The organism is Mesorhizobium sp. Z1-4 (assembly GCF_004000235.1).
Lineage (GTDB): Bacteria > Pseudomonadota > Alphaproteobacteria > Rhizobiales > Rhizobiaceae > RCIO01.
On sequence record NZ_RCIO01000002.1, the window covers coordinates 485,406 to 510,687 of the forward strand.

The 25,282-nt window shown below is 61.1% G+C and carries 27 protein-coding genes; 17 read left to right on the plus strand and 10 right to left on the minus strand.

What is annotated here, in order from left to right:
* Positions 1-48 precede the first annotated feature (48 nt).
* The 10 genes from EP165_RS09400 (at position 49) to uvrB (ending at position 9,729) form a co-directional block, all read left to right on the plus strand.
* A complete protein-coding gene (locus EP165_RS09400) occupies positions 49-675 on the plus strand; it encodes a metal-dependent hydrolase (RefSeq protein WP_127521761.1) in 627 nt (208 codons plus the stop codon).
* A 99-nt stretch (positions 676-774) separates the two neighbouring features.
* A complete protein-coding gene (locus EP165_RS09405) occupies positions 775-1,236 on the plus strand; it encodes a MaoC family dehydratase (protein ID WP_127521763.1) in 462 nt (153 codons plus the stop codon).
* Complete coding sequence (locus EP165_RS09410) at positions 1,233-1,703, plus strand: MaoC family dehydratase (protein WP_127521765.1); 471 nt, start codon at positions 1,233-1,235, stop codon at positions 1,701-1,703. The genes EP165_RS09405 and EP165_RS09410 overlap by 4 nt, the downstream gene beginning before the upstream one ends.
* Before the next feature lie 202 nt (positions 1,704-1,905).
* Positions 1,906-2,721: an ABC transporter ATP-binding protein gene (locus tag EP165_RS09415; RefSeq protein WP_127521767.1), complete on the plus strand. Its 816-nt coding sequence runs from the start codon at positions 1,906-1,908 to the stop codon at positions 2,719-2,721.
* A complete protein-coding gene (locus EP165_RS09420) occupies positions 2,718-3,590 on the plus strand; it encodes an ABC transporter permease (protein ID WP_245440087.1) in 873 nt (290 codons plus the stop codon). Before EP165_RS09415 ends, EP165_RS09420 begins: the two co-directional genes overlap by 4 nt.
* A 40-nt stretch (positions 3,591-3,630) precedes the next feature.
* On the plus strand, positions 3,631-4,680 hold the full coding sequence (locus EP165_RS09425; RefSeq protein WP_127521769.1) for an ABC transporter substrate-binding protein: 1,050 nt from the start codon (positions 3,631-3,633) through the stop codon (positions 4,678-4,680).
* A 79-nt stretch (positions 4,681-4,759) separates the two neighbouring features.
* Entirely contained in the window at positions 4,760-5,113 is a 354-nt protein-coding gene (locus EP165_RS09430) for a putative quinol monooxygenase (protein ID WP_164742993.1), read from the plus strand.
* A gap of 39 nt (positions 5,114-5,152) precedes the next feature.
* Positions 5,153-5,503 (plus strand): RidA family protein, encoded by a 351-nt coding sequence (locus EP165_RS09435; protein ID WP_127521774.1) that lies wholly within the window; start codon positions 5,153-5,155, stop codon positions 5,501-5,503.
* 65 nt (positions 5,504-5,568) lie between these two features.
* Positions 5,569-6,510 (plus strand): LysR family transcriptional regulator, encoded by a 942-nt coding sequence (locus EP165_RS09440; RefSeq protein WP_164742994.1) that lies wholly within the window; start codon positions 5,569-5,571, stop codon positions 6,508-6,510.
* A gap of 87 nt (positions 6,511-6,597) precedes the next feature.
* Positions 6,598-9,729, plus strand: a complete 3,132-nt coding sequence (gene uvrB, locus EP165_RS09445; RefSeq protein ID WP_127521778.1) for an excinuclease ABC subunit UvrB — start codon at positions 6,598-6,600, stop codon at positions 9,727-9,729.
* A gap of 15 nt (positions 9,730-9,744) precedes the next feature.
* Here uvrB and EP165_RS09450 read toward each other — a convergent pair whose 3' ends face one another.
* The 6 genes from EP165_RS09450 to EP165_RS09475 form a co-directional block, all read right to left on the minus strand.
* Positions 9,745-10,368, minus strand: a complete 624-nt coding sequence (locus EP165_RS09450) for a class I SAM-dependent methyltransferase (protein ID WP_127521780.1) — start codon at positions 10,366-10,368, stop codon at positions 9,745-9,747.
* Between the two features lie 129 nt (positions 10,369-10,497).
* Entirely contained in the window at positions 10,498-11,124 is a 627-nt protein-coding gene (locus EP165_RS09455) for an MliC family protein (protein ID WP_127521782.1), read from the minus strand.
* Complete coding sequence (locus EP165_RS09460) at positions 11,121-13,088, minus strand: alpha/beta hydrolase (RefSeq protein ID WP_127521784.1); 1,968 nt, start codon at positions 13,086-13,088, stop codon at positions 11,121-11,123. Before EP165_RS09460 ends, EP165_RS09455 begins: the two co-directional genes overlap by 4 nt.
* A 115-nt stretch (positions 13,089-13,203) precedes the next feature.
* On the minus strand, positions 13,204-13,509 hold the full coding sequence (clpS, locus tag EP165_RS09465) for an ATP-dependent Clp protease adapter ClpS (RefSeq protein WP_127521785.1): 306 nt from the start codon (positions 13,507-13,509) through the stop codon (positions 13,204-13,206).
* 97 nt (positions 13,510-13,606) lie between these two features.
* Positions 13,607-13,816, minus strand: a complete 210-nt coding sequence (locus tag EP165_RS09470) for a hypothetical protein (protein ID WP_127521787.1) — start codon at positions 13,814-13,816, stop codon at positions 13,607-13,609.
* A 77-nt stretch (positions 13,817-13,893) separates the two neighbouring features.
* On the minus strand, positions 13,894-14,169 hold the full coding sequence (locus EP165_RS09475) for a hypothetical protein (protein WP_127521789.1): 276 nt from the start codon (positions 14,167-14,169) through the stop codon (positions 13,894-13,896).
* 74 nt (positions 14,170-14,243) lie between these two features.
* On the opposite strand from EP165_RS09475, the gene EP165_RS09480 reads away from it, so the two are divergent.
* The 5 genes from EP165_RS09480 to EP165_RS09500 all read left to right on the plus strand — a co-directional run bounded on the left by EP165_RS09480 (position 14,244) and on the right by EP165_RS09500 (position 19,253).
* Positions 14,244-14,486, plus strand: a complete 243-nt coding sequence (locus EP165_RS09480) for a DUF1344 domain-containing protein (RefSeq protein ID WP_127521791.1) — start codon at positions 14,244-14,246, stop codon at positions 14,484-14,486.
* A 132-nt stretch (positions 14,487-14,618) separates the two neighbouring features.
* On the plus strand, positions 14,619-16,226 hold the full coding sequence (locus EP165_RS09485; protein WP_127521793.1) for an FAD-binding oxidoreductase: 1,608 nt from the start codon (positions 14,619-14,621) through the stop codon (positions 16,224-16,226).
* A 69-nt stretch (positions 16,227-16,295) separates the two neighbouring features.
* Entirely contained in the window at positions 16,296-17,516 is a 1,221-nt protein-coding gene (locus EP165_RS09490) for an NAD-dependent epimerase/dehydratase family protein (RefSeq protein ID WP_127521795.1), read from the plus strand.
* A gap of 19 nt (positions 17,517-17,535) precedes the next feature.
* Positions 17,536-18,348 (plus strand): glycosyltransferase, encoded by an 813-nt coding sequence (locus EP165_RS09495; RefSeq protein WP_127521797.1) that lies wholly within the window; start codon positions 17,536-17,538, stop codon positions 18,346-18,348.
* Positions 18,348-19,253, plus strand: a complete 906-nt coding sequence (locus tag EP165_RS09500; RefSeq protein WP_127521799.1) for an NAD-dependent epimerase/dehydratase family protein — start codon at positions 18,348-18,350, stop codon at positions 19,251-19,253. Before EP165_RS09495 ends, EP165_RS09500 begins: the two co-directional genes overlap by 1 nt.
* Here the strand turns inward: EP165_RS09500 and EP165_RS09505 are convergent.
* From EP165_RS09505 to EP165_RS09520, 4 genes are read right to left on the minus strand one after another with little or no spacing between them, the layout of a single operon-like run.
* The gene (locus EP165_RS09505; RefSeq protein ID WP_127521801.1) at positions 19,243-20,208 is read right to left on the minus strand and encodes an alpha/beta fold hydrolase; all 966 of its coding nucleotides are present in this window, start codon (positions 20,206-20,208) and stop codon (positions 19,243-19,245) included. The genes EP165_RS09500 and EP165_RS09505 overlap by 11 nt on opposite strands.
* 60 nt (positions 20,209-20,268) lie before the next feature.
* Positions 20,269-21,390 (minus strand): hypothetical protein, encoded by a 1,122-nt coding sequence (locus tag EP165_RS09510; protein WP_127521803.1) that lies wholly within the window; start codon positions 21,388-21,390, stop codon positions 20,269-20,271.
* Positions 21,391-21,402: 12 nt separating this feature from the next.
* A complete protein-coding gene (locus EP165_RS09515) occupies positions 21,403-21,834 on the minus strand; it encodes a hypothetical protein (protein ID WP_127521805.1) in 432 nt (143 codons plus the stop codon).
* A 47-nt stretch (positions 21,835-21,881) separates the two neighbouring features.
* A complete protein-coding gene (locus EP165_RS09520; RefSeq protein ID WP_127521807.1) occupies positions 21,882-23,099 on the minus strand; it encodes a mandelate racemase/muconate lactonizing enzyme family protein in 1,218 nt (405 codons plus the stop codon).
* Between the two features lie 322 nt (positions 23,100-23,421).
* Between EP165_RS09520 and EP165_RS09525 the strand changes: the two genes are divergently transcribed.
* Together EP165_RS09525 and rlmN are read left to right on the plus strand one after the other, a co-directional pair.
* Complete coding sequence (locus tag EP165_RS09525; protein WP_127521809.1) at positions 23,422-23,925, plus strand: invasion associated locus B family protein; 504 nt, start codon at positions 23,422-23,424, stop codon at positions 23,923-23,925.
* A 124-nt stretch (positions 23,926-24,049) separates the two neighbouring features.
* Positions 24,050-25,282, plus strand: coding sequence for a dual-specificity RNA methyltransferase RlmN (gene rlmN / locus EP165_RS09530; RefSeq protein WP_127521811.1), 1,233 nt, complete (start codon positions 24,050-24,052; stop codon positions 25,280-25,282).

The window sequence follows — 25,282 nt, forward strand, 5'->3', positions numbered from 1 at the left end:
GTCGCGAATTCCCATTGCTTGCCCGGCGCTCGCCGCTACTCTCGGCTTATGAACAGCCAGACGCATGTCATCATGGGGGCGGCGCTCTTCGGCAAGCCGATGCCCAGGCTTGCATGGGCCGCCGCTGCGGGCGGGATCGTGCCGGACCTGCCGATGTATTTGATCATCGCCGTTCTGCGTCTGAGCGGTTATCCGCTCAATCAGATATTCCGTGAAATCTACTGGGAACATTGGTGGCAGATCGCCAACGGGCTTGGCCACTCCTTCTGGATATGGGGAGGGCTCGCCATCATCTCAGGCGTTCTGGTTCACCGCCAACGCCATTCTGACGGACATGACGTAATGCTGGCCGGCCGCGCCGGCGCGGCGCCGCTTGTCTTCGCCTTTTCTGCGTCGGCGCTGCTGCACTCCTTCATCGATTTCCTGTGCCATCGCGACGATGCCCACATGCATTTGTGGCCGTTCACCGAATGGCGGTTCCGCTCGCCGGTGTCCTATTGGGACAGCCGCCACTATGGCGACTGGTTCGGCTTGTTCGAGGCGTTTATCGGCGTCGTGCTCGTGGTCGTCCTGTTTCGCCGCTACAAATCCCGGCTGCTGCGCGCCGCTCTGCTTCTTGTGCTTGCCCTCTACGTTGCCGTGCCCGCCTTCTTCTTTTTCAATCTGGGCGGCTGACCGGCCAGGCCGGTCAAAGCGTCGGGCCAATGACATGATGGGGAATTGTCTTTGCCGCCTCAGGCGGCGATGGTTGTTCAGACATGAACAGGATTCGCCATGACCGGAAAGAAATGGGCGTTCGAGGATTTCGAAGAGGGCGCGGTGATCGACCTCGGATCGAAGACCGTGACCGCCGATGAGATTATCGAATTCGCCTCGCAATTCGACGCACAGCCGATGCATCTCGATGAGGACGCCGGCAAGGCCAGCATTCTGGGCGGGCTTTCTGCGTCCGGCTGGCATACGTGCTGCATGTTCATGCGCATGATGTGCGACGGTTTCCTGCTCGATTCGACCTCTCAGGGCGCGCCGGGCATTGCCTATACGCGCTGGAAAAAGCCGGTACTTGCAGGCGACGTTCTCACCGGACGTTCAACTGTGGTTGTGAAGCGGGAATCGTCGTCGCGCCCGAATCTCGGCCTGGTTACCTGCCGCCACGAATTGCTCAACCAGCGCGGCCAGATCGTTCTGGAACTGGAAAACACCGGCATGTTCCTTAAGCGGGAGGCGGCCCGATGAGCCTCGACGACTATTTTGCATTGGGAACGACGATTACGTTGGGCTCGCACACATTCGGGGCCGACGAGATCAAGGAATTCGCGCGCAAATATGATCCGCAGCTGTTCCATACCGACGAAGCGGAGGCCGAGAGGAGCGTATTCGGCCGTCTATGCGCGTCCGGCTGGCACACCGCCTCGATGTGGATGCGTTATAATCTGAAGAAGCGCGAGGATATGGGCGCGCGGCCCTGGGACGGCCCCGGTCCGCGGCCGGAATTTGGGCCGTCGCCCGGCTTTACAGACCTTAAATGGCTGCGGCCCGTTTTTGCCGGCGACACGATCACATTCACGCGCACCGCGCTCAGTCATCGCGCGATGAACACGCGTCCCGGCTGGCGTATTCTCACCATCCGCTGCGGGGCGCACAATCAGGATGGAACGCCCGTGCTGACTTTCGACAGCGCCGTGCTGGTAAAAGCCGGGTAGGGGAATAAGCTTCTCGATCAAAATGGAATAGTCCAAGTCTGATTATCTCGATTTGATGATCAATTCCTAATCAATATATATTTGAATGCCGCCCTCATCCCCCACACACTGATTACCGACGCTGAGCAAAGGCTCGCAGGTGCATCAGCCTCGCTCGGCCGAAAGGCCGGGCGTTCTGGGAGGAAAAGGGGTGAGTATTCAGATGTCTGGGACAAAACCCAAGGCAGTCACGGGGTCATTGATCAGCTTCGAGAATGTCTCAAAGACATTCGAGCTTGCTGACCGGTCGGTGGCAGCCGTCGAGAATGTTTCACTGAACATCAAACGGGGCGAGTTTGTAGTTCTGGTCGGCCCTTCGGGTTGCGGCAAGTCCACATTGCTCAACATGACCGCCGGGCTATTTCTGCCGACCAGCGGCAGGGTGTTTTACGACGGTACGCTCGTTACCGGATACAATCTGAAGACCGGCTATATGACGCAGAACGACCACCTTCTGCCGTGGCGTGATGTCGTTGGCAATATTTCGACACCGCTCGAGATCCGGGGCATGGCGCGGGGCGAGCGACACGACAGGGTCGCTCACCTGATCGAACTGGTGGGGCTCGTGGGGTTTGAAAAATCTTACCCTTCGCAGCTCTCCGGCGGAATGCGCAAGCGCACCGCACTCGCGCGCCTGCTTGCCTATGACCCTGAAACGTTGCTGCTCGACGAGCCCTTTGCCGCTCTCGACGCGCAGTTGCGGCTGAACATGCAAATCGAGCTTCTACGGATCAGTCGTTCGCTCAACAAAACCATTCTCTTCGTCACCCACGATCTCGACGAGGCCGTCGCGCTGTCCGACCGGGCTGTCGTGTTTACGGCACGCCCGGGGCGCATCCGGCAGATATCCGATACGCCTTTGCCGCGCCAGCGCGACCTAGCCGGGTTGCGGCGTGACCCGGCCTACACGCGGATGACTGCAGAGTTGTGGGATCTCATCATGCCAACCCTGAACGAGACGAGAGGAGAGGCGTCGTGAGTAACGTCGAAATCGGTATGGGACAGCCCAACGCGGCACTCGCCGAGGCCGAGCGTCGGGCGCGAGCTGACAGAGCCAAAAAGGCCAAGCGGGTCGAGTCGCTCAAGCTCAATCTTTACCGGGTACTGCTCATTGGCGGCTTCCTGCTTTTGTGGGAATTCGCATCCGGGCGCCTGATCGCGCCGTTCTTCATCTCGGCCCCGAGCGCCATCTTCCGCCGTCTCTACGGCTGGATCGCCAGCGGCGACATCTTCTTCCATATGGGTATTACCGCGACCGAAGCCCTGTCGGGGCTGCTCTTGGGGAGCGTCATAGGGATCGTCGTCGGCACGATCCTTGGAATGCGGCCGTTTCTGGCGCGGCTTCTCGATCCGATCATCACGACCTTCTACAGCCTGCCGAAGGTTGCGCTGGCGCCGCTGTTCATCCTGTGGATCGGCATCGGCATCGATATGAAGATCACGTTCACCGCGGCGATCGTCTTCTTCCTCGTTTTCCTCAACACCTATACCGGCGTGCGCAATGTCAGCCGTGAACTGATCTCGATCCTCTATCTGATGGGGGCCAACGAGATGCAGGTACTGCGCCGCGTGGTGCTGCCGTCCGCGATCACCTGGGTGTTCGCCGGACTTCGCATCTCCGTTCCCTATTCGCTTATCGGCGCGATCGTCGGCGAGCTGATGGCTTCCAACAAGGGGCTGGGCGCGCTGCTTGTACGTGCTCAGGGCGAATTCGACACGGCAGGCGTATTTGCGGCCCTGGTGGCGATCATGGCGCTGGCGGTCATCTTCAACATGGCTGTGCGCCGGCTGGAACGCAAACTCATGCCCTGGAAACAGGCAGAGCAGGACCAACAGGCGGCCGTGTGACGCCTCTGCTCGACCAGATCAAAAAAGGGAGGAACAGGAAATGAAACGTAGATTGCGATCTGCCGCTGCCGGCATTGCGACCTTTGCGCTTACGGCGCTGGCGGGAAATGCATGGGCCGCCGACAAGGTTAGCGTCGGTCTTTCGAGTGACGGGCTTTTGTTCGTGCCAGCCTTCGTGGCCGATGTGATGGGCTATTACGAGGAAGAGGATCTTGATGTCGAGCATCTTATCCTGGGCGGCGCGACAAAGGTTTATGCAGCTCTGGTAAGCGGCGAGGTGGAATTCAGCATCTCCTCGTCGGTCTCGATCCTAAGGGGCCGGGCCGGCGGCACCGATATGACGATGATCGGTGGCGCGATGGACCAGCATGCGTCGAATATCGTCGCTACGCGAGAATGGTTCGAGAAATCGGGGCTGACGCCGGAAAGCACCTATGAAGAACGGCTGGGTGCGCTGGAAGGCATCACCATTTCGGTCGCCTCAGCGGCAGGCGGCAGTGCGCAGCTGGTGCGCTTTCTCGCCGGGGAAGCCGGCATCGACCCCGAGCGCGACATGACCCTTACCGTGCTGGGAGTCGGCGATACAACGCTGGCGGCCTTTGCCCGGCGCCGGGTGGATGCCATCACCCACTCCTCGCCCATCGCCGTTCGCGCCATTCGTGAACATGACGGGGTCATGTTGTTTCACATGTCGGGCGGTCAGGTGCCGGCCTATAACGGTTTTCTTTATCTCACCTATACCGGTCGCGAGAGCTGGATGAAGGAAAATCCGGACACGACGGCGCGTTTTCTTCGGGCGATGCAGAAGGCACACAACGCCATCCACGACCCGGCCCTGGCCGACACCGTGCGCGACAAGGTGCACGCAAAATATCATGAAAGGATCGACGCCGGTCTTTATGTGGATGCCTGGGCTGACTACGCCGGCGCGTTTCCCAAATCGATCGAGATCTCGGGTGAAATGGTCGACAGGGTGAATATCCTCGCCTCCAAAGTCGAGAACGCCGATCCGGTCCTGCCTGAGCATGTCGAAGCCTCGTGGACCAACGAATACGCCGCTGAAGCGGTCAAGGGCCTCGACGCCAACTGAACCACCGACAACCGGGGATCCTGCGGCACTGGCGCGCTTGCCGGGTCCCCTTAACTTTGCCCAACACAGGAGACCGGACGTGGAAAGAATTGACCTAACAGAGCAGGTGGTTCTCATTATCGAGTATGAAGTCGCGGAAGAAAATCGCGCGCGCTTCATGCAGCTTATGGCGGAAAGCTGCGAGGATACCATCCGCGATGAAGGCTGCATGCGCATGGAACTCTGCCAGCCTCAGAGCGGCGAGGACGGTGTCTATTTCCTGACAGAGCTCTGGCGCGATCAGTCCTGCATCGAAAAGCACCGCCTGAAACCCGGTCATTCCAAAGTGCATGAAGATATCGACGCTTTGCTCGCCAAAAAGCGGGTCTCCAAACTCAACACATTTGCGGTGAACGGCTGGACTCAAATTCCGGCGGCGATGGCGAAAGCGTGAGTTCGCACCAGGCCTAATATCAGGACGAGGATACAATTCATGATTGAGCGATTTGACTCTGCCGGCGCATTTCATCGCGTGGTGAGCCATGGGGACCGGCTGATGCTTGCCGGTGTCACAGGAGGTGCCGAGCACCAGGGGATGCGCGCGCAGACGGCGGCTGCGCTGGAGCGCATCGATGCCTTGTTGGAGGCGCATGGTTCTGACAGGAACCACGTCCTCCACGCTACGGTTTATGTGACAGACATGACCCTGAAGGACGAGATGAACGAGGCGTGGCTGAACTTCTTCGATGCAGCGCAGCTGCCCGCAAGGGCTACGTTGGGGGTGGCCGATCTGGGCCCCGGCCTTCTGATCGAAATCGTCGCCCAGGCAATTCGCAAAGATTGACGCGACAGGCCGACACCTGATTCTCTGGCAACACCGCGTCAGCGACGATGCCAGGGGGAGGTGTAGTGGTGGTGGTGATAGAGCGGCAATCCAAAATCAAGCTTCGGCATATCGAGGCCTTTGTAGCGATTGCGGATGCCAGCAGTTTTCGTGAAGCCAGCGAACAGCTGCTGGTCTCTCAATCTGCGCTCACCGTCACCATCCGCCAGCTGGAAGAGATTGTTGGCATCCGCCTTTTCGACCGTACAACGCGACGGGTATCCGTAACCGAAGCCGGTGCGGCCTTCTTGCCAGGTGCGCGCCGCCTTTTGCAGGACCTACGGTCGGTATTGGGTGAGTTGGAGACCTTTGTCAGCTTGGACAGAGGTTGCGTCAGAATGGCCGCGTTGCCCTCGATTGCCGCTGAATGGCTGCCTTCCGCAGTATCGCGATTTTCGAGAAATTACCCCAAGATCGACTTTGAATTTCACAGCGATGACTCGCAGGGGATCTACCGGCAACTGCTGGACCGCGAGATCGATTTCGGACTCGCGGGCCAGGTTCTTCCTCATCCTGAAATCAGCCACCAGAAGGTCGTGTCTCAACCGGTAGCTCTCGTCACCTGGCCCAAGCATCCATTTGCGCAGCGTGCACAACCTGTTCGGTGGACGGAGCTGAAAGGGGCGACCTTCATCCACGCTGGGAACAGCGATTCCATTCGCGCTGTTGTGGAGGAGCATCCCGAACTTCAGGAGACGTTCTCGAACACGCGATACAAAACCAACAAGGCGAACATAGTTGCGGCTCTGGTCCGCGAACAACTGGGAGTTACAGCGGTGACCCCGGTGGTGATACCGAAAGAAATCCGCGATGATCTGGCCGTGTTGCCACTGATTGAGCCGGAAATCATACGCAACGTATATGTGGTGAAGCGCTACGATACGAGCCTGCTTCCCGTGACCCATGAGTTCATGGGGTTCATCGTGGAGCAGATGCAACAAGCACGGCGGGCTAGCGTAACCTCCTGACAACACACTGTCAGCAGGAGTTATCCCAGCCTGCCGATTGTGCAGTCCGGCCTTTCTTTCGCGGCGCACTCTGACCATATTGGCAGCATGGCCCGCACTCCCAAGAAGACATCCGCCGACAAGGCGGCCGACAACGCCCCGCGCCGACGCGGCAGCCCGCTGACGGACTATATGGACGCCTCCGAGCCGCTGGAACGGAAGGGTTTTTCGGAAGCGCCGCAGCAGGAGCTGACGGGCGCGCCGCTGAGCGGTAGTGTAAGCGATTGGGCGAAACAGATCTCGGACGAGGCGGAGTTGGACGTCGAGCGACAGGCCAAACCGTCGAAAAAGAAGATTCCGGAACGATCCTCAGCCCCGACCAAGACGGCGCGCGGCACCTCTATGGGCGGTGCGGCCAGCCCGCGTGAACGCGCCGCGGCAGGCCTCAACCCGATCGCGGGTCTCGACGTCAGCCTGGAAGATGCGGAAACGATTTCGTCGTCCGGCGTCACTGCCACCGTCGCGGCACTCTCGCGGCTGATCGAGGGTGGCGACCCGAACGTCAAGCAGGACGCCTGGGTGCCGCACCGGCCGGAGCGGCCGGAGAAATCCGAAGGCGGCATCGCGCTGAAAATGGAGACGGAGTTCAAGCCGTCCGGCGATCAACCGACCGCAATCCGCGATCTGGTCGAGGGCGCGAACGAGGCGGAGCGCACGCAGGTGCTGCTGGGCGTCACCGGCTCAGGCAAGACCTTCACCATGGCCAAGGTGATCGAGGAGACGCAGCGGCCTGCGCTGATACTGGCACCTAACAAGACGCTCGCTGCGCAGCTCTATGGCGAGTTCAAATCGTTCTTCCCGAATAACGCCGTCGAGTATTTCGTTTCCTATTACGACTACTACCAGCCCGAGGCCTATGTGCCGCGGACGGACACCTATATCGAGAAGGAATCGTCGATCAACGAACAGATCGACCGTATGCGCCACTCGGCGACGCGCGCGCTGCTGGAGCGCGACGATGTTGTGATCGTGGCCTCCGTATCCTGCATCTACGGTATCGGCTCGGTCGAAACCTACACGGCGATGACTTTCCAGATGCAGATCGGCGACCGGCTCGACCAGCGCCAGCTGCTCGCCGACCTCGTGGCCCAGCAATACAAGCGCCAGGATCTGAATTTCGTGCGTGGCTCGTTCCGGGTGCGCGGCGACACGATCGAGATATTTCCCGCCCACCTTGAAGACCGTGCCTGGCGTATCTCCATGTTCGGCGACGAGATCGAGACGATTACTGAATTCGATCCGTTGACCGGACAGAAGACCGCCGACCTCAAATCGGTGAAGATCTATGCAAACTCTCACTATGTGACGCCGAAGCCGACGCTGGCCCAGGCGACGCGGTCGATCAAGGAAGAGCTGAAGCACCGGCTGGTGGAGCTGGAGCGCGCCGGGCGGCTGCTGGAAGCGCAGCGGCTGGAGCAGCGCACGCGCTTCGATCTGGAGATGCTGGAAGCGACCGGCTCCTGCGCCGGGATTGAGAACTATTCGCGCTATCTCACCGGCCGCAAACCGGGCGAGCCGCCACCGACTCTATTCGAATACATTCCAGACAACGCGCTGGTCTTCGTCGACGAGAGCCATGTCACGATCCCGCAGATCGGCGGCATGTATCGCGGCGACTTCCGACGTAAGGCAACGCTCGCCGAATACGGCTTCCGGCTGCCCTCCTGCATGGACAACCGGCCGCTGCGCTTCGAAGAATGGGACGCGATGCGCCCCTCAACGGTTGCGGTGTCGGCGACGCCCGGTAATTGGGAAATGGAGCAGGCCGGCGGCGTGTTTGCCGAGCAGGTTATCCGGCCCACCGGCCTGATTGATCCGCCGGTCGAAATCCGCCCGGCGAAAAGCCAGGTCGACGATGTGCTGGGCGAAATCCGCGAAACGACCGCCAAGGGTTACCGCACGCTGGTAACGGTGCTTACCAAACGCATGGCGGAAGACCTGACCGAATATCTGCACGAGCAGGGCATCCGCGTCCGCTACATGCACTCCGACATCGACACGCTGGAGCGCATCGAGATCATCCGGGACCTGCGGCTCGGTGCATTTGACGTGCTGGTGGGCATCAACCTTCTGCGCGAAGGCCTCGACATTCCGGAGTGTGCGTTCGTTGCGATCCTCGATGCCGACAAGGAAGGGTTCTTGCGCTCCGAGACATCACTCGTCCAGACGATCGGGCGCGCGGCACGAAACGTGGACGGCAAGGTGATCCTCTACGCCGACACGGTCACTGGCTCGATGGAACGTGCGATGGCCGAGACCGAGCGCCGGCGCGAAAAGCAGCTCGAATATAACACCGAAAACGGCATCACGCCGGAAAGCGTGAAAAAGAACATCGCCGACATTCTGGACTCGGTCTACGAGCGCGACCATGTGCGCGCCGACATTTCCGGCCGCACGAAAGACGCCGGCGCCATGATGGGCAACAACCTCAAGGCGCATCTGGAATATCTGGAAAAGGAAATGCGCGACGCGGCAGCCGATCTCGATTTCGAGCGTGCGGCGCGGCTGCGCGACGAGGCCAAGCGTTTGCGCGAGACCGAGCTCGCCATCTCCGACGACCCGCTGGCGCGCGAGGTGGAGTTGCAGTCCCCGTCGTCGGGACGCGAGAAGGGTAAGCACAACAAGGGCCGGCAGCGGCACCGCACCGTCGAAGACCAGGAGCGCATCCGCCAGCGTGAGGAAGCACGCGCCGCCGAAGAGGCAGCCAAGGCTGCGCGGCCGAACATGTTCCGCAAGCCGGGTCTCGACGAGATGGGCACTTCGGGCGACCACGCCGTGCCGCTCGGCAAGAATGACGGCGATGGCTCGCTGTTCCGCAAGCAGGATCACCGCGAAGCGCACCGGCCCGATTACGGAACGCCCGGTGACGGGCGAGGCCCGGGCCGCCGACCGGCGGCCGCGCCCGATGGCGCGCCCTCGCGGAGCGAGCCGCGTAGCGGCGACGGCGTGAGCGAAGAAAAGCAGTCGCTGTTTCGCCGGAATACGCTTGATGAAATGACGGTCGGTCGCACCGAAAAGCCGGTGCAGGGGCGCAAGCCTGCCAAACCCGCACCGAATGACAGCGGTGAGGATGATGGCCCTGTTCGCCGCCACCGCCCGGGCATTGGTTCTTATGAGGACCCGGCGGATGAGAGGCGGGCGGCAAGACGGTCTAAGAAGACCGGCAGGCCGGGGCGGTAGGCCGGCGGGGCTCTCTTATTTCTTTCTGGCTACGATGAATGGTCGCGAGTCGCCATGAAACTCGGATGCGACGATCTCGAAGCCGGAATTGCGCATCATCGTCTCAAGCTGTTTTGGCGTGAAGAAGCTCAGCCCTGACGGCGCTTTGCCAAATAGCTGCATCACCCCAATCAACGGCTGCAAAGCAAACCTGCGCAGACCGCCGATATTCGCGGTCTTGGAAATCAGCAGTCCGCCCGGGCGCAGCAACTGGGCCAGCCGCCGCAAGGTCGCGGTTACGTCCGGCGTCAGATGCAGGAAGTTGAAGGCAAGCACCGCGTCGTAGGGCGCTTCAGGAAATGCGTCGTCAAATGGCGTCGCACAGACGAAATCGACATTCGATGTACCTTGCGCGGCGGCCTTTTCCTGGCCGATCGCGATCATCTCCGACGAGATGTCGCTGGCGGTGATGCGGGCGACGTCGGTTGCCAGAAGCAATGCGGTCGAGCCGGAGCCGCAACCAACCTCAAGCACATGATCACCGCCTGACAGATAGGAGCGGGTGCGTTCGATCGTCCTGTTGTAACCGGCGATGTCCTTGATGGGGTTTGCCGCGTATTTCCGCGCGATGCGGTTCCAGAATTCGTCGGTTGCGATCATTTGCCTGCTCCGGTCGGTTTGCGGCGACCGATGTAGCTCCGCACGGCTCGCCCCGGAAGTGCGCCGATCGGCATTTCAAATATGCGAATATGCATGTTTGTGGCGGTGGCTGCTGGCGCCGCCCGGCGGTCAGCCAGCCTTTACGCAGGTTAGCTCCTGGTCCTCGCTCGGCGAGAATGTGGCTTCGCCGCCATGCTCCCAGAAGAAGCGGCCGAAGCTCGCATCGTAGCGTGACCCGGAGGCGGTACGCGTCAACGAGCCGGTGTCGATCGTGTCCCCATATTCGATGCGAATGCTCGGAAGCATCGTGTCGAAAAAGTAGGTGACCACTTCGTTGGCGGGATTGTTTTCACACATCCACGAGACGACTGCCGTCGGCTCGTCGAGCAGCCATGTTGCGACGAGTTCGCCCTCGCGCCGCAGATAGGCGTCTTCCACGCAACTGCGCAGATCGTCAGATTTCCAGCATTCGTCACGGCCCGACACCCAGCCGCGCTGATAGGCGCGCAATTCCTTCTCCGCTGCCTCGGCGCCGGTATCGAGGCCGCGGATGATCTGCAGAGCATGGTCGAAACGCTCGGCCACCAGGCGGTCGATCGCCGCGAGGTCGGGATCGTCACAGATTAGCTTTTCCGCCGAGCTTTCAGCTTTTGCGCAGTCGAATGACGGGCCTTCGCCGACTTGTGCACCTGCACCGCCGGCCAGCAGCAGAATGGCACTGCCGGCGGCGGTCGCAAATAGGAGATCTGAACTCATTGTTTCTCGCCTTTGCCGACCCAGGGAGCGATGTAGAAGTCCGGCTTGGTGCTTTCTGGGCAGCTATTGTCCAGTTTGCGGGTCGGGTTGTTGATGAAAGCGACGCCCATGTCGACCACGCAGGGCTGATAAACGACTGCTCCATGGCCAGCCTCGTGAATGAGGAATGCCTGACTGTTCGACAGCGTCTCCGCAGCGTGGAACGGCCAGCTTGGTGCGGTCTGGATATCCCATGTCGAACCGATCGCTAGTGTCGGGATATCGCTGACAACGCGGTCGTGAAAGCCTGGCCGCGGGTGCGGATCGAAAAGTTTGCAAATCTCGAAGAAACCTTTGGCCGCGCCATCCCATTGCAGGCGCACGATCTTTTCATATTCCATCTCCGAGGTCAGCTTGTCGTAACCTTCGGGCGAGTTGTACGGAACATCCTCCTGGCAGGCATAAACGAAAAGATGGCCGTTGGTGACGAAGTCATGTTCGGTCTTGGCAAAGGCGCGGTGAACCATCTCGAACGCCTCCACGACCTCGGTGTCGCTCATCGCATCGATAATCGCGAGCAGGCGCGACTGGTATTCCTCGGCGAAATGGCCGCTCACAAACCCGCGCAACAGCTCCTTTGACGGGGTCGCAGTCTGCAGCGCCGCATAGGCGACGATCACAGCCTTCGCTTTCTCGACATCTGTCAGAAGCGGGCCCGACGCGCGCAACAGCTCCTGATCGAACATCGAAGCAAGGGGTCCCAGTTCTCGATGCCGGCGCAGGGTATCCTTAAGTTCATCGACGGTGAGCTCCAGTGCCCGGTTCGCTTCTCTCGCGGCACCTGCCTCATGCATGGCCACTTCGATTATGCGCTTCTGGTCGTCTGTAAGCAGGCGCGTCCGCGCCCTCACATCGTCGGCGCCCAGTTTCGGGAAGGTCAGGTTCTTCGATGAGATCAGTTCAACGGTCGGCATCTCTTTGCCGGCCGCGATTTCGTAAATCGCCGCCGGCAGGTACTTTGTGTAGCTGCCGATGCGGAATTGGCCGTTGCGTGTCGTAAACAACGCCGAAAGAGCGACCGGCGGCAAAGGTTTGCCGTTCAGAACGACCTTGCCCGCTGCCGCCATGTCGAAGGCGTCGTGCAGCTTCTGACCAAGGTCAGGGTAGGCCGCATTGCAGGCTTCGTTGTCGCGGCACTGGTCCAGCAAGATTTCGATTGCTTCGTGTTGAGGCACGGCCAGCGTGTCGTAGAGGCGGATGGCCGGGCTCGCGACACCATCGATGATGACCGCGCGCAGGCCTTCCGGCGCAGACCGCATGACCTCGAGCGACAATTTGGTGCCGTAGGAAATTCCGTAGAGATTGTAAGTGCTGTAGCCGAGTGTTCTGGTGACGGCGCGCACGTCCAGGGCGTTCTGGTAGGTATTGTAGTGCTCCAGGCCGACGCCGGATTCCTTCAGCTCGGTGACGCATTGGGTCATCATGTCGGGGGCGTTTTCATCGCCGCCCTCGGTGGGAACGCCCGCGAGTTCGAGAATGTTTGCCGTCATGGCGTTGAAGCAGACGGTCGAACGGCCCGAAAGGCCGGCGGCGCGCTGGTCGAACATGACGATGTCCCGATTTGCACGCCACGCTTCGAACAGTCCGGCGAAGCCTTCGAGGCCTTCGAGCAGGCCGCCCCCCGGTCCGCCGTGAAGATGCACCAGCGGGTCGGGCTCGGGATACATGGAATGCGATTTGAGGACAGTGAATACGAGCTTCGTGCGATTGCCGCCGGGCGCGTCGTGGTTTTCGGGTACGCTCACCGTGCCGCAGATGATGGTTTCGCCCTCTATTTCGAGCGGACCAATGGGTCGTGGACAGGCCTGTATTTCGACCGGATAGGCCGGTTCATATCCGCCCTTGATCAGCGCATCGAACGCGGCGGTGTCGACGTCACCGCCTGCCAGGCCGATCAACAGTGCAATGATCTGGTCGTAATTCATGACGAAACTCCCATCTCAAGGCTGTGCTTGTGCCAGCAACTGCGACAATCTGACGACATTTGAGCCGTATGAGCAAGTTTCGCTGTAGCGGGTCCGTACGAAGGTTAAGCCTTTCTCACTCTTCCGGTTCGGTGGTGAAAAGCAGCGGGTAGCCGGCCGCTTTGCCCGCATCCGTGGCGCGGGTCGCCTTGGTCTCCGCGATATCGCGTGTGAAAACCGCTACCATGCAAACGCCGCGCTGATGCGCGGTGATCATTATGCGGTAAGCTTCTTCTTCGGTTGTGCGGAATTCAGCCTTCAGCACCTGAACCACAAATTCGCGCGGCGTGAAGTCATCATTGACCAGAATGACCTTGTGCAGCTTGGGTCGCTCGGTCTCGGTGCGGGTTTTGACACGCTTTCTGGTTGTGGCCTGGGTCATGATGTTGCCGGGCAGCGAAGCTCGAACGGCTTCAATGCCGCAGCGAGTTTCGCACGCAACGCTGTTGCGTGGCAAATGTCGGTGGGCCGCGCGCGACCTACAGTGCCGCCAGTCCGGCACTGACCAGATTGAGTGGCTGGCGAGCGCCCCGCGCATACGCTTCTTCGACGCGGCTGGTCACAATGGCACGGCGGTTCCGGTCCTCAATGCCGAGTTCGCTGCATACGGCATCGACGATATCAGTGACGCGGTCTTCGCCGACGCTCCGATGCCGCCGGTTGTTGCTGGCCTTGTACTGTCTTTTCATCACAGGCCTCCAGGTGGATCGCTCCCCGACCGCAGTCTATTGAAACTCTGCGTTTCGTCAAAGTTCGGGCAACCAAGTCACATCAGGTGACGGACTGAAACGCGCTTCAGCACGGTTCCTTCGCGATGCGAAACCAATCGTGATCGGCGCAGGGTCGCAATTTCTTTGTGAACGGCTGCAGGGCGATTGCGGCGGACAGGTGACGCGCCCCGGCCCAGTATTTCCACCAAAATCAGCACCGAACCGAGTTTGCGCAGCGGAATTGTGTCTTTTTTAAGCTCTTGTATTTGTTGAATAAATACACAGAACGTGAATTGCCGATCCTGGCGGGGCGAAACTATTTCTCCCCTCATCCGGCCCGGGCAACCCCCCGCCTCAGAAAAAGGCGCCCGGTACCGGATCAACGTCAACAACGAGGATCGAAATCATGAGGAAGGCACTCGCAGCAATTGCGATCACCGGGTTTTTCGCAGCGGCGGCATATGCGGCCGAAGTCGAAGGCACGGTGGAAGGGATAGACGAGGCAACGCGCGTCATCCTTCTCGACGACGGCAGCTCCTATGTCGCTGCCGAAAGTGTCGATCTTGGCAGCCTCCAGCCCGGCGCCAAGGTGAAGATCACTTATGACGACGCGACCATGCAGGCAACGCAGGTCGACGCGGAAATGTAGTTTCCGATTACTGTCGGAGCAGGAGAGCCGGTTCCCATGCGGGGCCGGCTCTTTCTGCGCCATTGCGACATCTTGGCTGCGAAGGCGAATCCTGCGATTCATGTCAGGGTTCTTGGGCACGGTGGAGAAGAGATGAAGATTTCACGGCGGCTTTTTCTTGGAGCGGCCGCGCTCGGCCTTACCGGCTGGGCCGGATGGTCGATCTCGCGCCTCGCCGCGGCTCCCGGTGCCCCGAAGGATCTCGGCAGGATCGGCGATCTCGACGGCAGGCAGCTCGCCGCGGAGCCGCCGCCCTATGCCCCGCCGCACGATCCAAAGTTGCCCTGGTCGATGAAAGGCGGGGAACTGAACGACGCCAGCGGCCTGTCTCGTACACCCGTCTACGGCGTTGTGGCCGTGAGATCGCGCGACGATGTGGCGAAGGCCCTCGCTTTTGCGAAGGCCAACGAGTTGAAGATCGCAATGGCGGCCGTGCGCCATTCGATGGGCGGGCATGCATTCGACGATCATGCGCTGGTGCTCGATATGCGCGGGCTGAACAGCATCGAACTCGACACCGTCACAAAAACGGTGCGTGTGGGCGCCGGCGCGACCTGGCACGATATCCAGAATGCGATCCATCCGCAGTTTGCGGTGAAGGCGATGCAGTCGACAGACATATTCTCCGTCGGCGGGTCGATCTCGGTCAACGCGCATGGCATGGACCATCACGCTGGTGCGCTGGATGGCTCCATACGTTCGCTGGAGATCATGCTCGCGGACGGGTCAGTGACGACGTGCTCGCGTACCTTGAACGCCGAGCTGTTTCGCCACGTCGTCGGCGGCTATGGCCTGTTCGGGGTGATCCTTTCCGCCGAACTGGAAGTGGTCGACAACGCGGTCTACGAAACCTCGCGCGCGCTGATTGGCTCTGACGCGTTTCCGCAATATTTCGACGAGCGCATCGCGGGCGATAACGGTCTCGGCCTCTTCTACGGCCATCTGTCGACCGCCACCGGCAATCTGCTCGATGAGATGGTGGTCTACCGCTACGACGCCGTGCAGGACGAGCTGCCCGAAGATTTTCCGGCGCTCGGCGCGCCCGGCATGGTCGGGCTGAAGCGCTTCATTCTCAATCTGTCGAAATACGGGTCAGCCTTCCGCAGTCTCAAATGGTATGTCGAAAAGACGCTCGAGCCGAAATTCGAGAGCTGCACCGTGCCGCGCACGGCGGCGATGGCCGAGGGTGAGGCCTGTCTCGTCAGCCGCAACGACCCCATGCATGATTCCGTCCCTTACCTCTTCAACGACCTGAAGGGGGAGACGGACATTCTGCATGAATATTTCTTCCCGCGTTCGGCCTATCCGGCGATGATCGCAGGGGCGCGCAAGATCATGCTGGAGCATGATGCCAACCTGCTCAACGCATCCGTCCGCGTTGTAGACGCCGCCGACATCGCACTTCCCTATGCGATGGAGCCGGCATTCTCGCTGGTGCTCTACATCAACCAGCGGACAGATGCGCAGGGCAACGCGAAGATGCGGGCGCTGACACGCGCGCTGATCGATCTTACCATTCAGAACGGCGGGCGTTTCTTCCTGCCCTATCAACTTCACTACACGGCAGGCCAGCTTCTGGCGTCATATCCGGAGCTGCCGTCATTCCTCGAAGCCAAGCGGCAATACGATCCCGAAGAGGTCTTCGTTTCGACATTCTACCGAGGCATATCGCAGCTCGTCGAAGGTACGACTGCGGCTTAGCGGCAGAAATTTCCCTGTCACAAATGGGCGTTAGGAGGGCTCGCATAGAAGGCAGAAGGGATTGAGTCGATGAAGATTGCGGTACTTGGCGGTGACGGCTTCGTTGGCTGGCCGACCTCACTTCACCTGTCGAACCTCGGCCATGAGGTGCATATCATCGACAATCTGTCCCGGCGCTGGATAGACACCGAGCTGGGCGTCCAGTCGCTCACGCCGATGGACTCCATTCAGGAGCGCACGCGCATCTGGCATCTCGAAACCGGACGGCGCATCCACTTTCACCTCATCGATATCGCGCGCGACTACGATTTGCTGAAGGCCTGGCTCCAGGAGCATAGGCCCGACGCGATCGTCCACTTCGCAGAGCAGCGCGCGGCGCCCTATTCGATGAAGAGCGACCGCCACAAAAACTACACCGTGAACAACAATGTCAGCGCCACGCATAATCTGCTGAATGCGATGGTGGAGACGGGCGTCGACGCGCATCTGGTGCACCTCGGCACGATGGGCGTCTACGGCTATTCCTCGGTAGGCGCGGCAATTCCGGAAGGCTATCTGCCGGTCGGTATCGAAACGCTCGCCGGCAGGCGCGTCGACCAGGAAATTCTCTACCCGGCCAATCCGGGCTCGGTCTATCACATGACCAAGTGCCTGGATCAGCTGCTGTTCCAGTTCTACGCCAAGAATGACGGTGTGCGGATCACCGATCTGCATCAGGGCATCGTGTGGGGCACGCATACGCGCGAAACCCGCATGCACGACCAGCTAGTCAATCGCTTCGACTATGACGGCGACTACGGCACGGTGCTCAACCGGTTCCTCATCCAGGCTGCTATTGGCTACCCGCTCACCGTGCACGGCACTGGCGGGCAGACGCGCGCTTTCATCCATATTCAGGACTCCGTGCGCTGCGTCGAGCTTGCGCTGGCGAGCGCACCGAAGGCCGGCGAGCGCGTCAAGATATTCAACCAGATGACCGAAACGCACCGGGTGCGCGACCTTGCCGAACTGGTTTCGGAGATCACCGGGGCGCAGGTCGCGTATCTGCCAAACCCGCGCAAGGAAGCGCCGGAAAACGATCTCGTTGTCCGCAACGAGCAGTTTCTCGATCTCGGACTCAAGCCAACGACGCTGGCGGAGGGTCTTCTTTCGGAGGTCGTCGACGTGGCGAAGAAGTTCACCTACCGCGTCGACCGCAGCCGCATTCCCGCACTGTCCGCCTGGACCCGCGACATCGCCCCGACGCTCGATGCGGACCCGGAAGGCCGGCGGTTGAAGAGAGTCTCCTGACCGGGATAGCCTCTCGAACATGGCACGAAATGCCTTTGTGACGCTCGTCACCAACGCCGACTATGCGCTTGGCGCGACGGCGCTGGTGCGTTCGCTGACGCTCAGCGGCACGGCGGCGGATATCGTGGTCATGCACACGGGCGGCGTTTCGGCTGAAACGCTTGCGCCTGTCGTCGCGCTCGGTGCGCGGCTGGTGGAAGCCGAATTGCTGCCGACATCCGACGCCTTTAACGAGCGCCACGCACGGGCGAAAATCCACGCCGACCACCCATTCACCAAGGGCGGCAAGCCGGCGTTTCATACACCGCTCGATAATTTCGCCAAGCTGCGGCTTTGGCAGCTCGACTACGACAAGGTTGTCTTCATCGATGCCGATGCGGTCGTTTTGCGAAACATCGACAAGCTGTTCGGCTATCCCGAATTCTCCGCAGCACCCAATGTCTATGAAACGCTGGCCGATTTTCGCAGGCTCAATTCGGGCGTCTTCGTGGCAGCTCCGTCGCAAGCGACATTCGACGATATGCTCAAGCGGCTCGATGCGCCCGAGGCGCTCTGGCCGCGCACCGACCAGACATTCCTGCAGAGCTATTTCCCCGACTGGCACGGCCTGCCGGTGTTCATGAATATGCTGCAATATGTCTGGTTCAACCTGCCCGGGCTGTGGGACTGGCGGTCGATCTCGATCGTTCACTACCAGTATGAAAAGCCATGGCAGGTGGACAATCCGAAGGCCGGGCAGCTGCGGCCGCTGATCGATCTCTGGCACGCATATCTCAGCGGCGAGAACATTCCCGATATCGATGCGCTGCCCAATCCGCGCACTTCCGCCTGATGGGTGCGAGGCGCGCGGTTGTTTCCGGTGGCACCGGCTTTGTCGGGCGCTTCGTGGTGGAGCGTTTTCTGGAGGAAGGTTACTCGGTCACCGTCACCGGGCGCAGCGCGCCGGGCGCGGGCATGTTTTCGCAGCCGGTCAGGTTTGTTGCCGATCATCTGGAGCCCGACGAGGATCACGCGCAGACTTTTGCGGGCGCCGACTATTTCGTGCACTGCGCCTTCAACCATTTGCACGGCAAATATCGTGAAGGGGAGGGCGATGATCCGATTGGCTTTCGCCGCCGCAATCTGCACGGGACGTTGGCGCGTTTCCGCGCAGCGAAAGCGGCTGGCGTGAAGCGGGTGGTGTTTCTCTCTTCGCGCGCCGTTTATGGCGAGCAGCCGCTGGGTGCTGCGCTGGACGAAGCCACGGAGCCGCATCCCAACTCGCTCTATGGCGAGGTGAAGCTGGCCTGCGAAACAGGACTGGCCGAACTCGCCGGTGATGGTTTTTGCGGGGTCAGCCTGCGCGCCACCGGCGTCTACGGACCGCCGCCAGCCGGCCAAGCGCACAAATGGGCCGGGCTTGTCGCCGATTTTTGTGCCGGCCGTCCCGTTGCTTCGCGCCAGGGCACCGAAGTGCATGGCGACGACCTCGCCTGGGCGGTTGTGACGGCGCTCACCGCGCGGCTCGAAAAGCCGCATGAGGTGTTCTGCGTTTCCGACATTCTGGTCGACAATGCCGACATTGCCGGTATCTGCGCCGAGGTTACCGGCATTCGCCAAGCGCTGCCGGAGCGCTGCGACGCCGGCAGCTATAACGCGATGAGTTCAGCCAGGCTGAAGGCATTGGGGTGGCGGCCGGGCGGATGGCCGCTGTTCGAGGCTTCGGTACGGGAGCTTGCCGCCGAAGTTACGGCCTGAGGCCGCTTTCCGCGCCGGCCTGCAAGGCCTTCAGGAAGGGCAGCATCTCCTGCAGCACGGCTTCCGGCGCCTCGACATGCGGAATGTGGTTCACGTCTTCAAGCACAGCGAGCCGGGCGTTAGGCAACAGGTCCGCGATCTCAACGCCCTGTTCGAGCGGTGTCACCGTATCTTCGCGACCCCAGATCACGAGCGAGGGTATGGCAATCTCCGACATGCCTTGGCGTGACGTGGTGCGCGCGCCGTCATGAGCGCCGTAGAGGCCAGTCTGCAGCCACGCGCCTATGGCCGCCGAGGTGCCCTTGGCCGCAAGCGGTCTGCGATAGATCGCCACCCGCTCGTCGGTCACGATTGTGTCGTCTGCAACGAAGGCACGCAGGCCGGACGAGATAAAAAGCGGGTTGGCGAAGGTGGTCGACGCGAATGCGGTTCTGATCGGTTCGAAAGCAAATAGCGGGCTGAACCAGGGCGGTCCTTTGGCAGGGGTCGAAAGCCCGAGCGCCGCATCGAGAAGCACCAGCCCCCGAATGTCATCGCCGCGCATGGCAGCTGCCTCGACCGTCGCCCCGCCGCCGAATGAGTGGCCGACAAGGACCGGGCGCTCCAGCGCCATCGCGTCCAGAAATGCGATGATGATGTTCGCCTGGGCGCTACGCGAATAGTCATTCTCGGGTGGACGCCGCGACAGGCCGAAAGGCGGAATGTCAGGCGCGATAACGCGAAACCCTGCATCGCCGAGAGGACCGGTGATATCGCACCAGGTCTCGGCCCATGCCAGCGTGCCGTGGATCAACACGACCGGCATGCCGTCGTCCGGGCCCCACTGGCGGTAGTGCATCGACAGACCGTCGGCTCTTATGAGGCGCGACTCGTTGACGGCCAGCTGGGTCGGGTCGGCCGTCTCGCGCATCATTGCGGCGACGCGAAAGCCGGCGGGAATCGCGATGACGATCACAAGAAGCGCCAGAAGCGCCCAGCTCAGAATTCGATTCGACCGGCTGATCGCGCTTGCTCCCTAGTAGTCGTAGACATGTTCGAGCACCGCACCCGCCTGAGCGAGTGCCGGCAGGACGGTATGCAGTTCGCCGACCGGGACGATCAGACCGATGCGCCGCGTTGCTCGATCGGCGGGAAGTGCGTAGTCGAAGACCGTCTGCGTGCGGTCCGGCGCGTCGATTGCTTCGCTTGCCGTCACCGTCAGGAAGATCAGCCGGTTGCCGCCGATCTCGACAAAACGCACGCCGCGCTGGATGAGACGCGGGATCATGTCGGTGAAGACCTGATAGCGTTTGGTGACGAACACCGCGCCGTCGGCGCCGAGGTCCTGTTCGAGCTCCGTGTCCGGTTCGCCTGCGATGGCAGCTGCAACCGGGCCTTCTGCCCAGACATGAATGTCGAGAAGTGCGGCCTCCGACGTCGCGTCGAGGCCGGATTTGATGAGATCGGCGTAGCCCTGCTTGATTGAATAAGCGAGGCCGAAGCCGAGCTTGCGCTCCCAAGAGCGGATTGCCGCCAGGCCTGTGGCAGGCTCGGTATCCCACAGACCGGCGCGCTTTTCGGCATAAGGGAAGCGGTACCAGGGCACCTGGTCGAGGAAGGCGGCATATTCAGCCGCCACCCTGGCCTGATACTTATCCTCGGGCACAGGTTGGAACATCACCGCGAACTCGGTGAGCCAGCCGATGGTGTTTTCATAACTCCATTGTACGGCATGCTCGACCGTGTGGCTGATGCCGATGACCATCAGCATCAAGTGGTTCTGGAAGTTGAAGCCGTAGTCCGCCGTGGCGCGGATCATCAGCGCGTAGTCCTGCCAGAAGCGGCCGATATAGGCCCAGTAAGGGAACGTGCGGGGCGACGCGTTTTCAACGAGTCCGGCATATTCGCGCGCGGCGTAAACTATTGCCCATTCCGGATAGGTCAGGAAGGTGGATTCTTCGGGCCGTTTGTAGCCGTCGATTTCGGCAGCGAGCCGAGCCGCTATCTGCGCCGCGCCGTCATCCGCCGGAGCGGATGGCGAAACTGCCACAGGCGCAGTTGTCAAATAGCCGTAGCCGAGACCTGCCAGCGGGATTGCCACCAGGATGACCACGATCGTGAGCAGCGTGGCAAGGAGCCTTCGTATCCATTTCAGCATGGGAGCGATGGTTCAGGCGGCGGCCGGCGCACGCGTTCGGCCTGCCAGCCAGAAGCCAATCAGCACGGCGATGCCGCCAATCGCCAGGTGTGGGGCGTTGGCGAAGAAACGAACCGGCAGCTCGATGTCGTTGAGCGGGCGGAAGCCATCGATGAAGATGCCGCCATCGAGGCAGCCGGACCCGGTGACCAGGCCGAGCAGGCCGTCGAACAGATAGACGGAACCGAAGAGGCGGAAGTAAAGCACAGTCTGGGCGTGCGAAATCAGCGAGGCAGCAAGCGCCCAGACGCCGGAGAAGGCATGCAGCGCATCATCGTACCATTGCAGCGAGAAGAGACCGAACAAGTAGCCGTTCTCATCATTGAAGGCCGGCACATAGCCGATGCCAACAACCGCGAAGAACATCACGGCATAAGCGATGCCGAGTTTCTGGATGAGCGTCATTTCAATACCTCGTTTGTCCGCGCGGGCGGACAATAACCTATTGCGCGTCAGGGAAACAGCGGGTCCGGTGCCATCTGAAGATGCAATGGTCCGCCTGTCCACGGGTGCGCTTCGCAGACCGCTTCGTCGAGTTCGACGCCAAGACCAGGCTCTTTCGAGGGGATCACCCAGCCGTCTTGCCACTCGATCTTCTTTTTCAGGAGATCGGCATGGAAACCGTCCCACTGCCTGATCGATTCCAGGATGAGGAAGTTCGGCAGCGTGGTGGCGAGCTGGATGTTGGCGGCCGCGACAATCGGCCCGCAATAGCAATGCGGCGCAACCTGAATGTGGTGCGCCTCGGCCATCGCAGCGATCTTCTTCGTTTCCAGTATGCCGCCGGAGCGGCCGAGATCCGGCTGCAGGATCGAGGCAGCGCGATGTTCGATGACACGGGCGAACTCCCATTTGGTCGTCAGCCGTTCGCCGGTTGCCACGGGAATAGACGTGCCGCGTGCCACCAGCGCCATTTCCTCCGGCATGTCCGGCGGTACCGGTTCTTCGAACCAGAGCGGATCATAGGGCTCGATCGCGCGCGCCATGCGAAGCGCGCCGGAGGCCGTAAACTGGCCGTGCGTGCCGAACAGGATATCGCAGGACGTGCCGACCGCCTCGCGGATCGCTTTCAGCATGCGCGCCGAAAGGTCGATGTCGATCAGGCGCGGCTGGTGACCGTCATAGGCCGTATAGGGCCCTGCGGGATCGAGCTTCACGGCGTTGAAGCCCTGCGCGACATATTGCGCCGCGCATTCGGCGGCGAGATCCGGGTCGTTGTAGACGTTCTTGTCGGTGTCGTCTGCCTCGTCGGGATAGACGCTGCCGGTTTGCGGGTAGAGATAGGTGTAAGAGCGCAGCCGCTCATGCACCTGGCCGCCGAGCAGCTTGTAGACGGGCTTGCCGGCCTCTTTGCCGATGATATCCCAGCAGGCCATTTCGAGCGCCGACACGCAGCCCATCATCGATATGTCGGGCCGCTGCGAGAAGCCCGACGAATAGGCGCGACGGAAAAAGCGCTCGATATCGTGCGGGTCCTGGCCGACGAGATATCGCTCGGCGCAGTCCTCGATCATCTTTGCGGTAACCACCGGTCCGAAGGTTGCGTTGTAGGCTTCGCCATAACCGACAACGCCGCTATCCGTCGTCAGTTTGACGAAGAGGAAATAGCGGCCCCCGATCTGTGGTGGCGGGTTGGCAACGACAAAGGTCTTCACGTCGGTGATTTTCATGGCGTCCCCTCCGGTCACAGACGATGCATTGTTAGCGTCTTGGCGCGGTACATGACCACATGAAACCGCCACCCGTTTCGGAAACGACGACAACCGCCGCAGTCAAACTGTTGCCGTTTTCCTATTCTTGAACGGTAGAGACGCATCCGGTTTTGCGCGCAATGAAGGTTGCGGCAGGGATTGCCGGAGTGAAATGCGGTATCAGGCGGTCCGGGCTTCATCCTTTGGTAACTCAAATTTTATCTAAATGCGGAAGCGGGAAGCTGCCTAATGCTTCCGTATCAGCCGAGACACGCGAGAAAATGAGGGATATTGGGCAACCATGCGTGGATTGATTTCAGCCGTCTCGATCACCTGCCTGGTGCTTGCTTCGGGTCCCGCCGTCGCACAGACAGCGACGAAGATGGGCCAGAACCATGCCTGGGGCACCTATTCTTATCAGTCGCAGCGCGGCAAGGTCTGCTATGTGCTGTCGGTACCGACTGCGAAGACGCCCGCCAATCTGGACCATGGCGACATCTTCTTCTTCGTCAGCCAGAAGCCGGGGCAGAATGTGGCTTACGAGCCGCAGTTCATTGCCGCTTACAACTTCCGTGAGAACTCGAAAGTGAATGTCACGATCGATGGCAAATCCTTCTCGATGTTCACGAAGGGCAATTCGGCCTGGCTGGAAAACGCAGCCGAGGAGCCGCAGCTCGTGGCGCTGATGAAATCGGGCGCGTCGATGAAGATCAGCGCGACGTCGGGCCGGGGCAATCCCACCGGTTACGATTTCTCGCTGCGCGGCATCACGGCGGCCCTCGATTCCATCTCGAACTGCCGGTGATCCTTTAGCCCTGCTTTGCGGGGCGGTTGCCTTCAAGCGTGACGGAACCGTCATTGCGTGCTAACAGCGCGCGCAATGTTGACGCGTGCCCATGAGTGCCGCGCATGAAACCCAGACCGCAGCCATGAGCATTTCGATAGACCTTTCGAGCCCCGAGGCGCGGGACGCTGCCCGTCCCGCCAGTTCCGGTTCCGCAAAACCTTCGCTTGTCGGTCTGACACGCGAGGAGCTCGGCCGAGCACTGGCCGAAGCCGGTGTGCCGGAGCGGCAGGTCAAGATGCGCGTGCAGCAGCTGTGGCACTGGCTTTATGTGCGCGGCGTTTCCGACTTCGCCGACATGCGCAACATCTCCAAGGATCTGCGGGCAACGCTGGCTGGCCACTTCACCGTGGCCCGGCCCGAGGTCGTCGAGGAGCAGATCTCGGGCGACGGTACCCGCAAATGGCTGTTCCGCTTTCCCTCGCGCGGCGCCGGCAAGCCGGTCGAGATCGAGACGGTCTACATTCCCGAAGAGGGCAGGGGCACGCTGTGTATTTCCTCGCAGGTCGGCTGCACGCTCACCTGTTCGTTCTGCCACACCGGCACGCAGAAGCTGGTGCGCAATCTGACGGCGGAGGAAATCCTGGCGCAGCTGCTTACGGCGCGCGATCGTCTGGGCGATTTCCCGGACCGTGACACGCCGGATGGCGCGATTGTGCCGGCGGAGGGCCGCAAGGTGTCCAACATCGTGATGATGGGCATGGGTGAGCCGCTCTACAATTTCGAGGAAGTCAAAAAGGCGCTGCTGATTGCCTCGGATGGCGACGGACTTTCGCTGTCGAAGCGCCGCATCACGCTGTCGACCTCGGGCGTGGTGCCGGAAATCTACCGGACGGGCGAAGAGATCGGCGTGATGCTGGCGATCTCGCTGCATGCGGTGCGCGACGATCTGCGCGACATGCTGGTGCCGATCAACAAGAAGTACCCGCTCAAGGAGCTGATGGACGCCTGCCGCGCCTATCCGGGCCTTTCCAATGCGCGGCGCATCACCTTCGAATATGTGATGCTGCGCGACGTGAACGACTCGATCGCCGATGCGAAGGAACTGGTTCGGCTGCTCAGGGGCATTCCCGCCAAGATCAACCTGATCCCCTTCAATCCGTGGCCCGGCACCAACTATCAGTGTTCGGAATGGTCGACGATCGAGAAGTTTGCCGATTACATCAATGCCGCAGGATACGCCTCGCCGATCCGCACGCCGCGCGGGCGTGATATCCTTGCCGCCTGCGGGCAGCTCAAGTCGGAATCGGAGCGGCTGAAGAAGTCGGAGCGGCTGGCGCTGGAAGCGATGATGATCGCAGGGCACGGCGAAGCGTGA